This window comes from Neisseria sp. HMSC058F07, assembly GCF_001810035.1.
GTDB lineage: Bacteria > Pseudomonadota > Gammaproteobacteria > Burkholderiales > Neisseriaceae > Neisseria > Neisseria perflava.
This window is the reverse complement of record NZ_KV799671.1, coordinates 67390-80088: the sequence shown is the minus strand read 5'-3', so window position 1 is coordinate 80088 and position 12699 is coordinate 67390. Positions and strand designations below refer to the sequence as shown.

Here is a 12699-nt window from a genome sequence, read left to right as displayed (position 1 = left end):
GAACGTAAAATGAGATTTGATAAATTGACTGCTAAATTTCAGCAAGCTCTGCAAGAAGGTCAAAGCCTGGCTTTGGCTGCGGACAGCAGCTATCTCGAGGCTGGTTTTATCTTAAAAGCATTGCTTGATGATCAAAACAGTGGAGCTGCTGCGTTACTGGCTCATGCAGGTGTGAATGTGCCTCAAGTGAAACAACGTTTGCAGCAGCATTTAAACAGCCTGCCGAAAGTATCCGGCCAGGGTGGCGATATTATGCCCAGCCGTGAGCTGCAAGCTGTATTGAACTTGATGGACAAGGCTGCAACCAAACGCGGCGATGCCTATATCGCCAGCGAACTTTTCCTGTTAGCTTTGGTGCAGCAGAATGACGCTACCGGCAAAATTTTGAAAGAAGCCGGAGCAACCGAACAAAACATCAATGCTGCAATTGACGCGGTACGAGGAGGACAAAACGTGAATGATGCCAATGCTGAAGACCAACGCGATGCGCTGAAAAAATACACACTCGACCTGACGCAACGCGCCCGTGACGGTAAACTTGACCCCGTTATCGGCCGCGACGACGAAATCCGCCGTGCGATTCAGGTGCTGCAACGCCGTACCAAAAACAACCCTGTGCTGATTGGTGAGCCTGGTGTGGGTAAAACCGCTATTGTTGAAGGCTTGGCGCAACGTATTGTTAATGGCGAAGTGCCCGAATCCCTGCGCAATAAACGCCTGCTGGTTTTGGATTTGGCGGCATTGATTGCCGGTGCAAAATACCGTGGCGAATTTGAAGAGCGCCTGAAAGGCGTGTTGAACGATTTGGCGAAAGACGACGGTAATACCCTGATTTTCATCGACGAAATCCATACTTTGGTCGGCGCGGGTAAAACCGACGGTGCAATGGATGCGGGCAATATGCTGAAACCGGCTTTGGCACGCGGCGAACTGCACTGCATCGGCGCGACCACCTTGGACGAATACCGCCAATACATCGAAAAAGACGCGGCACTCGAACGCCGCTTCCAAAAAGTATTGGTCGGCGAACCCAGTGTGGAAGACACCATCGCCATCTTGCGCGGTTTGCAGGAACGTTACGAAATCCACCACGGCATCGACATCACCGACCCAGCCATCGTTGCCGCTGCAGAGTTGAGCGACCGCTACATCACTGACCGCTTCCTGCCCGACAAAGCGATTGATTTGATTGACGAAGCAGCCAGCCGCATCAAAATGGAGCTGGACAGCAAACCCGAGCAGATGGATAAACTCGACCGCCGCATCATCCAGCTCAAAATGGAAAAAATGCACGTTGCCAAAGAAAGCGACGAGGCCAGCAAAAAACGTTTGGAGTTGATAGACGAGGAAATCGACGGTCTGCAAAAAGAATACGCCGATTTGGACGAAATCTGGAAAGCCGAAAAAGCCGCCTCTTCCAGCACTGCCGACATCAAGAAACAGATGGACGACATCAAAGTCAAAATCGAGCAGGCCAAACGTCAAGGCGATTTCGCCCGCGCGTCCGAACTCGAATACGGTGAGTTGCCGAAATTGGGTGCACAGTTGCAAGCAGCAGAAAGCAATCCTGAGGGCAAAAAACAAAACAAACTCTTCCGTACAGAAGTCGGCGCAGACGAAGTAGCCGAAATCGTATCGCGCATGACCGGCATCCCTGTGTCCAAAATGATGGAAGGCGAACGTGACAAGTTGCTGAAAATGGAAGAAGTGTTGCACCGCCGCGTGGTCGGTCAAGACGAAGCCGTGCGTGCCGTCTCCGACGCCATCCGCCGCAGTCGCTCCGGTTTGGCTGATCCGAACAAACCTTACGGCAGCTTCTTGTTCTTGGGTCCGACCGGCGTGGGTAAAACCGAGTTGTGCAAAGCCTTGGCAGGCTTCCTGTTCGACAGCGAAGACCACCTCATCCGTATCGACATGTCCGAATACATGGAAAAACACGCCGTTGCCCGCTTAATCGGCGCGCCTCCGGGCTATGTCGGCTACGAAGAAGGCGGTTACCTGACCGAACAAGTCCGTCGCAAACCGTACAGCGTGATTCTTTTGGACGAAGTGGAAAAAGCCCATCCCGACGTGTTCAACATCCTGTTGCAAGTTTTGGATGACGGCCGTTTGACCGACGGACAAGGTCGTACAGTAGACTTTAAAAATACTGTTATCGTCATGACTTCCAATATTGGTAGCCAACATATCCAACAAATGGGTACTCAGGACTACGAAGCAGTAAAAGAAGTTGTGATTGAGGATGTGAAAGAACATTTCCGTCCTGAAATGATCAACCGTATTGACGAAGTCGTCGTGTTCCACGGTTTGGATCAGGCCAATATCCGCAGCATTGCGAAAATCCAGCTTAAAGGTTTGGAAAAACGTTTGGAAGCGCAACATCTGCATCTGAAAGTCGATGATGCTGCCTTGGATCTGATTGCCAAAGCCGGTTTCGACCCTGTGTATGGTGCCCGTCCGCTCAAACGCGCCATCCAGTCGGAAATCGAAAATCCGCTGGCAAAAGCCTTGCTTGAAGGCAAATATGCGCCCGATAGCACAATCCATGTTAAAGAAGAGGGTGGTAAACTCTTGTTTGCATAGGATTAAATTGATGTAGTATATTGTTGTAACAGGCCGTCTGAAAGAATTCAGACGGCCTTTCTTGATTATTGATTTATATTATATAATTGTTATGTGATTTGATTATTCTTTGAATTTTAGGGAATTTGATCAAATTCTTATGCCTTAGTTTGATAAAGAATGCGCTATAATCCGACTTGTTTACCAAGTTTCTTGCTAAATACCTAATTTAATGTAATAATACTACAATGCAAAAACTGACTAATCAAAATCTTCACATTATTTTGTCGGAGCGCTTAAACGATACCGACTTTGTTCTTATCCTCAATGCCTTAATCAAATTTTTGCGCCGAGGAGGCAAAAAGAAGGCCTCCGAACGTTTTGATTTGATTTTATCTACGTTAAAACAAGACGATGCTTTATGCCGTCAATTCAGCCTGCGCTTTTATACTTGGCTGTCTAAAGTTCACATTTATCCTGCGCTGATTAAGCTGGGTATTTTCTCTCGCCATAGTTTTACCCGGGAAATGGGCATACGGATTTATGAGCGGTTCAGTCCGTCTTATAAAGATTTTTCCAACTTGCGCGAAGTTTTTTTATATCTTTTCCATTCTGAAAACGATGATAAATGGTTGCAAACACTGAGTTTGCGACAATGGCTGGGTATGTATGAATTGTTGTTGGCCAAGGCGGATCCCGCTTTGCTTCAGACGGCCAGCCGACAATTGACAGATGCACGTTTGCGTGCGGTAGAAATGTTGTCCATCTGGATTGCTTCCGAAGCGATTGAGCCGGATTTAATACGGATTGCCCCCCGTTTGTTGGAAGCAGATTCTGCATTTGTTGCTTTACAGCGCGAAGTTGCGAAGATGGTGGAACATTATCGCCATGGTGAAGAAACTTATGACACGGCACACTTGGAGGTTATGTTTGACCAGTGTGAAAAGCAAATTGACTATTTGCGCCGTCGCGGTACGGGAGCCGGGTCTGGTTCGTCGGTAAAAGTTGCCCACTTGCTCGAACGCCTGCAACAAACCATAGACCGCCTGAAATTATTGACCAATATTCAAATCGAAACCAGCCGCACCCGCTTAACTGTCAATCTGATGAATGCGATGATTTATGCGGCGGTGGAGCAATACAGCACCAGCCACTTGCGTAAAAGCAGTATCCGAATGCTGGCACGCAGTATTACGGAAAACAAAAGTCATCATGGCGAGCATTACATTACGCGCAACCGTAGCGAATATTTCAAAATGTTTTATTCCGCAGCAGGCGGCGGCGTAATTATTGCTTTGATGGCATTGAATAAAATCCATATTGCGTCTTTGGGGTTCGGCGAGTTTACGACTTCATTCCTTGCCGGACTTAACTACGGCTTAGGCTTTATGCTGATTCATATGCTGCACTGCACTGTTGCGACCAAGCAGCCAGCCATGACGGCGGCGAGCTTTGCCGAGCAGGTGGACTCAAATGAAGGTAGCAAAGCGGTGGACAATAAATTGGCAAAACTGCTGATTGATGTGTGCCGTTCGCAAAGTGTTGCCGTGTTTGGCAATGTATCGATTGCCATATTGTTGGCGGCGGGGATCGCTTGGGGTTATGCCTACACGCATGGTCAGCCTTTATTAAACGAGGCGGTTACAGCCTACCAGCTTAAATCTATTGAGATTTTTACTCAGCCGACCTTATGGTATGCCGCTATTGCCGGTGTATGGTTATTTTGTTCGGGTATTATTGCCGGCTTTTTTGACAATCGTTCCGATTATCTAAACCTGCGTCAGCGCCTGCCGTTTAATCCGTTGTTACGAAAAATCATGCGTCCGGAGCCACGCCGCCGTTTGGCCGCTTATATTCATAAGCATTACGGCTCGCTTATGGGCAATTTTATTTTCGGTATGCTTTTGGGGATGACCGGCTATTTCGGCCATCTTTTCGGCTTGCCGCTGGATATTCGTCATGTAGCGTTCTCTTCGGCAAATTTGGGTTATGCCGCGATTAGCGATCATGTAGATATATTCACTTTTATGCTTGGCTTGGCAAGTGTATTGGCAATCGGCATGGTGAATCTGGTGGTCAGCTTTTCTTTGGCTTTGGCTGTTGCGCTTCGTTCACGCGGCACGCGTTTGGGCAGTATGCGTAATCTGCTGAAAAGCTTCTGGAGTCAAGTTAAAGCCAATCCTTTGATTTTGCTGTATCCGGTTCAAGTGAATAACAAAGAAAACACGAAGTAAGATTGAAGAAAGGCCGTCTGAATATATACTTTTCAGACGGCCTTTTAATTTAAAAACTATAAAGATTAGGCTTGCAGAGAGGCGCGGTTTTCCAAAACTTGGTCAATCAAACCATATTTTTTAGCTTCATCGGCAGACATATAATTGTCGCGGTCGGTATCGCGTTCCAAGTCGGCCAAATCGCGATCACAATGTTTAGCGAGTAAGCGGTTCAGTTTCTCTTTGATTTTCAGCAGCTCTTTAGCGTGAATTTCAATATCGGAAGCCTGACCGGCCAAGCCGCCGCTGATGAGCGGTTGGTGAATCATGATGCGGCTGTTTGGCAGGGCAAAGCGTTTGCCTTTTTCGCCTGCGGACAACAGGAATGCGCCCATGCTTGCCGCTTGGCCCAAGCATAAAGTAGAAACATGCGGCTTGATGAAGTTCATGGTGTCGTAAATCGACATACCGGCAGTAACCGAACCGCCCGGAGAGTTGATATAGAAGAAGATATCTTTATCAGGGTTTTCACTTTCCAAGAACAGTAATTGCGCAACAACCAAGTTGGCAGATTCGTCTGTCACCGGGCCAATCAAGAAAACGATGCGCTCTTTCAAAAGGCGTGAGTAGATGTCGAATGCGCGCTCGCCGCGACCGCTTTGTTCGATAACGGTAGGGACAAGGTAATTATTGAAATCGAAGGACATTTTTGTCTCCTGTTAATGATGGAAAAGCACCAAAGCCATTTAAAGCGCTTCGGTGCTTTTGATTGTCTGTTTCAGACGGCCTTAGAGCAATTAAGCTTGTGCGCCCATTACTTCGTCAAAAGACAGCGCTTTTTCAGTTACTTTAGCTTTGCTCAGAACGAAATCAACAACGTTGCTTTCTACTGCCAAAGAAGTCGGGCCTTGCAGGCGGGAAGGCTCTGCGTAGTACCAGTCGATAACTTCTTGAGGGTCTTCGTAGCTCTCAGCGAAGTTGGCAACAACGGCTTTGATCTGGTCTTCAGTTGGCTCAAGTTTGTTTTCTTCAACCAATTTAGCCAAAATCAGACCTAAAGCAACGCGGCGTTCTGCTTGTTCTTTGAACATATCCAAAGGCAGATCTAAGTTGGCAGCGTCAGCCATACCTTGGTTAACGAAGTTTTGTTTCATTTCGTTTGCCAAGCGGGCGGCTTCTTCGTTGACTAAAGCAACAGGAACTTGCAAATCGGCTGCCTTGAGCAGGGCGTTCATTACAGATTCTTTAGTTTGTTCACCGATGCGGCGCTCAACTTCGCGGCCGACGTTTTTCTTCACTTCTTCACGCATTTTGGCAACGTCGCCGTCTTCAATACCCAGTGCTTTAGCAAAGTCAGCGTCAACTTCAGGCAAAGTAGCTTCAGAAACGTTGTTCAATGTGATGGTGAATACGGCAGATTTACCGGCAACATCTTTACCGTGGTAGTCTTCAGGGAAGTTTACGGTAACATCTTTGCTTTCGCCGGCTTTCATGCCGACAACACCGGCTTCGAATTCAGGCAACATTTGACCTGCACCCAATACGAAAGCGTAGTTTTTAGATGCGCCGCCGGCGAAAGGTTCGCCGTCGATTTTGCCTTCGAAGTCGATGATGACGCGGTCGCCGTTTTGGGCTTCGCGGTCAACATGGTTGAAGCGGGTGCGTTGTTTACGCAGGATTTCTACAGTTTGGTCAACTTCGGCATCGCCAACGGTTGCAGTTACTTTTTCTACTTCTTGGGCAGACAGATCGCCGATGGTTACTTCGGGGAAGACTTCAAAAATAGCGGCAACTTTGAAAGACTCTTGATCGTCTTGTTCTTCAACGCCTTCAAAGCGTGGGTAACCGGCAACTTTCAATTCTTGAGCGACAGCAACTTCGTAGAATTCGCGTTGTACCAATTCGTTGATAACGTCGTTTTGTGCGCTTGCGCCGTACATTTGGGCAATCATTTTGAACGGTGCTTTACCCGGACGGAAGCCGTCAACTTTTGCACGGCGTTGGGTTTGTTTCAGTTTTTTCTCAGTTTCTGCGTTGATTTTGGACCAAGGCAGAGACAATACTACTTTGCGTTCCAGATTTTCTAAAGTTTCAACAGTTACGCTCATCGTAAGCCCTTAAATTTGTTGTGTTTAAACGGTTATCCTTCTGCTCAGTATTCCGAAGAATTTCGGAAGCGTGCATAAGGTCAAAATTTAGCTGCTTAGTATAACACAATGTTTCACGAATAACATAAAAAGGCCGTCTGAAAAGTAGGAAATTCTTTTCAGACGGCCTTTGTGTTTCGATATTGTTGTTTTTTACAGCTGGTCTTTTTGAGCCAGAATTCGTCGGCTGCCGTTGATGTCTGCCGGAGAGAGAACACCGGCATTTTCAAGCGCATCTATTAAATTGGCGGCACGGTTGTAGCCGATGCGTAATTGGCGTTGCAGGGCGGAAATGGAAGTCTTGCGGCTTTCTAATACGAAGGCAACGGCTTGATCGAATAGCTCATCGCTGTTTGCGTTCGGATTAACAATATTGGTGGTTTCGATGGCTGCTTCGCCACTGAGCAGGCCTTCCACATAATTGGTCGGAGCCTGTTTTTTGACGAAATTGACGACTTGATGTACTTCATCATCGGAAACAAATGCACCTTGCAGGCGTGTCGGTTCTGCGCTGCCCGGTTGCAGGAATAACGAGTCGCCGTATTTGAGCAATTCGTCTGCACCCATTTGGTCAAGAATGGTGCGGCTGTCGATTTTGCTTTGTACGGTAAAGGCCATGCGTGTCGGAATGTTGGCTTTAATCAGGCCGGTAACCACATCGACACTCGGGCGTTGGGTGGCGACAATCATGTGAATGCCTGCTGCACGCGCTTTTTGGGCAAGGCGTGCGATTTGCTGCTCAACGGATTTGCGTTCAGTCATCATTAAGTCTGCTAACTCGTCAATGACGACCACAATCAGTGGCAGTTTTTCCAGAGGCTCAGGATCGTCAGGATTTAAGCTGAACGGATTGAGCAATGGCTTGCCTGCTGCTTTGGCTTGTTCGACTTTTTGGTTGAAACCGTCCAGATTGCGCACGCCGGCATGGGAAAGCAGGCGATAGCGTTTTTCCATTTCGGCAACACACCAGTTCAACGCTTGCCCAGCCTCGCGCATATCGGTCACAACCGGGCAGAGCAGGTGCGGAATGCCGTCATAAATGCTCAATTCCAGCATTTTCGGGTCAATCATGATGAAACGGACTTCGTCGGGCGAGGCTTTGAAGAGCATGGACATAATCATGCCGTTCACACCGACGGATTTACCCGATCCGGTCATACCTGCAACCAAAAGATGCGGCATTTTTGCCAAGTCACCGACAACGGGCGTACCTGCAATATCCTTACCCAAAGCAACGGTCAGTTTGGACTTAGCGTCGGTAAACACGGGAGAAGAGAGGATTTCGCTCAACATCACGTCTTGGCGTTTCTCATTGGGCAATTCAATGCCCATGGTGTTTTTACCGGCAATAGTTTCTACGATACGTACCGCTTGCAGAGACATCGAGCGCGCCAAATCTTTGGACAAGGCGACAATTTGGCTGCCTTTGACACCTTGTGCCGGTTCGATTTCGTAGCGGGTAATCACGGGGCCGGAAGTGGCGGAAACAACCTGTACGCCGATACCAAATTCAGCCAGCTTGGCTTCGATCAATTCTGCGGTTTGTTGCAATTCATCCGGATTGACGGCAACCGGTTCTTCAGACGGCATACGCAACAGGTTCATGTTGGGTTTGTGGTATTCGCCGTTGTTTTTAGGTTCAGTATCGTCAAACAGGGAAGTTTGGATTTTAGGAGGCGGCGCAACAGATACGGCAACGGTTTTACGGTTGCTGCTGCTGCCTGCCAACGGAGCAACCGGAGTAGCGGTAATGGTTTTGGCTTCTTTAACCATGCGGCGCGTATTTTGGGTTTCCAAAGTTTCGGCGCTGACATCTTCTTTTTTATTTTGATATTGCGACAGTTTTTTCATCAAGCTGCCAAACAGGCCGCCCATATGGCTGCCGGATTTGGCCATGACTTCCAACCATGACACCTGAGCCAACAGGGAAATGGATAACAGCAACATCACCAGCATAATCAACAGGCTGCCTGATTTACCCAACAGCCAAGCCAAGCCTGAGCCGGCCAATAAGCCGACCAAGCCGCCGGCACCGACGGGAAGGGATTCGCTCAATGCGTTGTCAAACAGAAAATGTTCGATAATCGGGCTGCACACCAGCAGGAGGAATAATGCCAAAGCGGCTACGCCGTGATTGTAAGGTTTATGGTTTTCCTGCTTTTTCATGGGGCGGAAGTTTTTGTAGAGGAAAACGCAAGAGGCGACGATCCACCACCAAGATGACAGGCCGAACAGATAATATCCGACATCGGAAAGATAGGAGCCAAAGAGGCCGCCGAGGTTGGCGACATCGTTGCTTTTGGGAACGCTGCGCGACCATGCAGGGTCGTCCATGCTGAAGCTGGCCAGAGAAATGGCCAGATAAATGGTGATAACCAAGCCAAACAGCCATAAAGCATCATTAATCAAGTTAACGACATGCTCGGGGCGCGCTTTTTTTTCTTCATTTCTTTGCAGCTCTTTGGCGGCCTTGAGACGTTGGGAGACTTTATTGTCGGCTTGAGTTTGTGCTTTGGTGGATTTGCGTGTGGTCGGTTTGGCTGCCGGTTTGGTAGAGACGCGTTTTTTTGTTTGGGTTTTAGAAGATTTTGCAGTCATGAGATAAAGGCCGTCTGAAAAGACCGGAGGTAATGTGCGTAAAGGACAAATTATACCGTATTTACTAGGCACAAGAAATTGAAACGGGCGTAATCATTATAGGATTCAGGCCGTCTGTTTGGCGTGACGAAAATTTTGGATTTCGTTTCCACCTATTCAGACGGTCTGATGTTTTGATTGATTTGGACTTACATTCTGCCCAGTTCGCGCTGGAGGGCTTGAATGTTTTTCTCCCTATCCAAAACCGCGCCTTGCAGCGTACTGATGGCCTGTTGATTGACGCTGCCGCCTTTGGCCGTCCGCGCTTGGCTCAGTTGCTTTTTGGCATCGGCCAAAGCCGCGCGTTCATTGGATAACTCGGTTTCCAGAATAGAGCGGCGGCTGTTGACGCCGGAGGATTTTGGAACCGGAGGAGGAGCTGTTTCAGAAGCGGTGCGGACAGGGGCAGGTTTGGGTGTTGCTTTGTGGTTGGATTTTGCCGCTGTATTTTTGCTTTTTGCTGGAGCAGTTTGTGATGTCGGCGCGTTGAGTGTAGGCGCATCGCTGACCGGGGCATCGTATCGGCTGCTGCTGTATTTGCCGACAATCGGCAAATCGTTAACGGCTTGGCAGTTGCCGCTTGGGCGCGAGGTATAGACAATCGAGCCGTTGACTTCACAGGTGTAGATTTTTGCGGCATGGGCTTGGCTGTTGAAAATGGCAAGCGGCAGCAGGGATAGGGTAAGCAGATATTTTTTCATGATTCAGGTAGGGCTGATTCGTTGCACTTGAGCATTTTATTCTTGTTCAGACGGTATGGGCTGCTGTTTTTTAGCTTTTGCACTGTTTTTGTTTTTGCTCGGTTTGTCGGCTTTTTTCTCTTGTTTATCGGATTTTTCCGCGCGTGCCTTTTTCTTAGGCTTTGCACTTGCGCGTTCATCAGAGGCATTGAGGCTTCGGATGTTAAGGTGGTAACCGCTGCCTTGATGGCCGCTAATTTTAGGCAATTGAGCCTGTGCACAGGAGGATTTAGGTTCGGAGGTATAGCTGCCGTTGCCGCAGGAATAAACTGCGGCAGCTGCATGAAGAGAAATGCCCAAGACGAAAGAGGATACGAGGAAGTATCCGGCTTGTTTGATGGTTGAAGTCATGTTTTTCCGTATTGTGTTTTATTTCAGACGGCCTGATGGCTCTATTTTTATTGGGAAAACTTGGCTTCGACATCAACTTGGATTTGCTCAAGCTCTTCCTGCCATTGCAGCCAGTTTTCTTCCAGTTGCGTTAATTTTACTTTAGTTTCTGTTAATTGTGCGAGTGTCTCTTGCAATTTGGGTTTATTTTCTTCTGAATAAGCAGATTCTTGTGCCAAAAATGCTTCACAGGCCGTCTGAATATCAGTCAATCGTGCGATTTCTTTTTCGGCTTTGTCGATTTTTTGCTGAATCGGTTTGCTGCGTTTGGCCTTTTCCTGACGGATTCGTGCTTCTATGCGCTTGGTGTCCTTACGGCTTTGGCTTTGTGCAGAAGCGGCGGGAGCTGCAGCGTTTTCTTGTGCCAACCGCCATTGACGGTAGTCGTTCAAATTGCCGTCGAAGTTGTTCAGACGGCCTTTGTCGATAAGGAGGAAGCTGTCGGTAGTCGCTTCAAGCAGGCTGCGGTCGTGCGAAACGACAATCAATGCGCCTTGGAAACTTTGCAGGGCAAGTGTCAGGGCGTGGCGCATATCCAAATCTAGGTGGTTGGTCGGTTCGTCAAGCAGTAGCAGATTAGGTTTTTGCCAGATAATCATGGCAAGGGCGAGTCGCGCTTTTTCGCCGCCCGAAAAAGGCTCGGTCTTTTGAACCGCCATATCGCCAATAAAGTTGAAACCGCCTAAAAAGTTGCGGATTTCCTGTTCGCGGACTTCGAGCGAAAGCTGTTGGATATGCCAAACCGGACTTTGGTCTGCACGTAAGGTATCCAGTTGGTGCTGGGCAAAATAACCGATATTGAGCTTTTCGGAGCGTACGATGCTGCCGGAAAGTAAATCGATTTTTCCAGACAAGGCTTTGATAAATGTGGATTTACCGCTGCCGTTAACACCCAGCAGGCCGTAACGTGCGCCGCTTTCCAGAGACAAGGTGATATCGTGCAAAACAGTTTTGTCGCCATAGCCCAAGTCGGCATGGTCGAGTTTCAATAATGGGTTGGGCAGGTGGGTCGGATTGGCAAACTCAAAGGAAAACTCGCTATCCAAATGCGCAGGGGCGATGCGCTCGAGTCTGGCCAGAGCCTTCATGCGGCTTTGGGCTTGTACGGCCTTTGTGGCTTTGGCTTTAAAACGGTCGATAAAGGATTGCAGATGTTTGATTTGTGCCTGCTGTTTGACGTAGGCGGCTTGTTGTTGCGCCAGACGTTGGGCACGTTCCGCTTGGTAGAAATCGTAATTACCGCCGTATTGGGTCAGTTTTTGTTGCGACAGTTCGATGGTGTGCGTTGTGGTGGCATTCAAGAAGTCGCGGTCATGGGAGATGATGATTTGCGTACAGGGCAGGGAGGCGAGATAGTTTTCCAGCCACAACACGGTTTCTAAATCCAAGTGGTTGGTCGGTTCGTCCAAAAGCAGCAAATCGGCACGACAAATCAGTGCTTGGGCGAGGTTGAGGCGCATACGCCAGCCACCGGAAAAGGATTTGACGGGGCGCGTATGTTCTTCTTGTGCAAAACCCAAGCCGTTAAGCAGCTTGGCAGCGCGTGCCGGCGCGGTATAGGCATCGATTTCTTCAAGTTTGGCGTGATATTCGGCTTGCTTCATGCCTTCGTTTTGAGCTTCTGCTTGAGCCAAGGTCGTCTGAAAAGCCTGTAATTCGGCATCGCCTTGCAAAACGTAGTCTAAAGCGGAAATATCTAAATCAGGCGTTTCTTGAGAGACGGAAGCAAGGCGCCATGTTTTGGGAATAAGGATTTCGCCGCCATCTTGCGTGATTTCACCTTTTATCAGCGCAAACAGGCTGGATTTTCCTGTACCGTTTTTACCGATTAAACCAACGCGTTGGCCGGGGTTGATTACGGCATCGGCTTTATCGAGCAGGACTTTCAAACCGCGTTGTAGGGTGAGTTTTTTGATTTCTATCATGATGGCAGGCAAGGGGGTGTAAAACGAAAGGCGTTATTTTACCTGAAAAGACATATAAAAGGCCGTCTGAACAAGTATGAAAACG

Annotated in this window: 7 protein-coding genes and 1 pseudogene; 2 read left to right on the top strand and 6 right to left on the bottom strand. The window is 48.4% G+C overall.

All coding sequences use genetic code 11. The features are described 5' to 3' along the window. Nucleotides 1-9: 9 nt before the first annotated feature. Complete coding sequence (clpB, locus tag HMPREF2696_RS02495; RefSeq protein ID WP_070587684.1) at nucleotides 10-2583, top strand: ATP-dependent chaperone ClpB; 2574 nt, start codon at nucleotides 10-12, stop codon at nucleotides 2581-2583. A 227-nt stretch (nucleotides 2584-2810) separates the two neighbouring features. Next, nucleotides 2811-4796: a site-specific recombinase gene (locus tag HMPREF2696_RS02490; RefSeq protein WP_070587682.1), complete on the top strand. Its 1986-nt coding sequence runs from the start codon at nucleotides 2811-2813 to the stop codon at nucleotides 4794-4796. Nucleotides 4797-4861: 65 nt separating this feature from the next. Here HMPREF2696_RS02490 and clpP read toward each other — a convergent pair whose 3' ends face one another. The 6 genes and pseudogenes from clpP to HMPREF2696_RS02460 form a co-directional block, all read right to left on the bottom strand. Next, nucleotides 4862-5482 carry an ATP-dependent Clp endopeptidase proteolytic subunit ClpP gene (clpP, locus tag HMPREF2696_RS02485; RefSeq protein ID WP_004520606.1) on the bottom strand — a complete coding sequence of 207 codons (621 nt, stop codon included), beginning with the start codon at nucleotides 5480-5482 and terminating at the stop codon, nucleotides 4862-4864. Between the two features lie 90 nt (nucleotides 5483-5572). Next, nucleotides 5573-6883, bottom strand: a complete 1311-nt coding sequence (gene tig / locus HMPREF2696_RS02480) for a trigger factor (RefSeq protein WP_004520605.1) — start codon at nucleotides 6881-6883, stop codon at nucleotides 5573-5575. Between the two features lie 192 nt (nucleotides 6884-7075). Next, nucleotides 7076-9415, bottom strand: a pseudogene (locus tag HMPREF2696_RS02475) (DNA translocase FtsK); the annotation flags it as partial. A 293-nt stretch (nucleotides 9416-9708) separates the two neighbouring features. Next, nucleotides 9709-10260 carry a hypothetical protein gene (locus HMPREF2696_RS02470; protein WP_004520603.1) on the bottom strand — a complete coding sequence of 184 codons (552 nt, stop codon included), beginning with the start codon at nucleotides 10258-10260 and terminating at the stop codon, nucleotides 9709-9711. Nucleotides 10261-10296: 36 nt separating this feature from the next. Continuing rightward, nucleotides 10297-10650 carry a hypothetical protein gene (locus HMPREF2696_RS02465; protein ID WP_004520602.1) on the bottom strand — a complete coding sequence of 118 codons (354 nt, stop codon included), beginning with the start codon at nucleotides 10648-10650 and terminating at the stop codon, nucleotides 10297-10299. Between the two features lie 47 nt (nucleotides 10651-10697). After that, a complete protein-coding gene (locus tag HMPREF2696_RS02460) occupies nucleotides 10698-12614 on the bottom strand; it encodes an ATP-binding cassette domain-containing protein (protein WP_070587675.1) in 1917 nt (638 codons plus the stop codon). Nucleotides 12615-12699: the final 85 nt, after the last annotated feature.

Bases quoted from the DNA above. Each gene is read 5' to 3' on its own strand.
- clpB (WP_070587684.1), top strand. From the start codon at position 10: ATGAGATTTGATAAATTGACTGCTAAATTTCAGCAAGCTCTGCAAGAA.
- HMPREF2696_RS02490 (WP_070587682.1), top strand. From the start codon at position 2,811: ATGCAAAAACTGACTAATCAAAATCTTCACATTATTTTGTCGGAGCGC.
- clpP (WP_004520606.1), bottom strand. From the start codon at position 5,482: ATGTCCTTCGATTTCAATAATTACCTTGTCCCTACCGTTATCGAACAA.
- tig (WP_004520605.1), bottom strand. From the start codon at position 6,883: ATGAGCGTAACTGTTGAAACTTTAGAAAATCTGGAACGCAAAGTAGTA.
- HMPREF2696_RS02470 (WP_004520603.1), bottom strand. From the start codon at position 10,260: ATGAAAAAATATCTGCTTACCCTATCCCTGCTGCCGCTTGCCATTTTC.
- HMPREF2696_RS02465 (WP_004520602.1), bottom strand. From the start codon at position 10,650: ATGACTTCAACCATCAAACAAGCCGGATACTTCCTCGTATCCTCTTTC.
- HMPREF2696_RS02460 (WP_070587675.1), bottom strand. From the start codon at position 12,614: ATGATAGAAATCAAAAAACTCACCCTACAACGCGGTTTGAAAGTCCTG.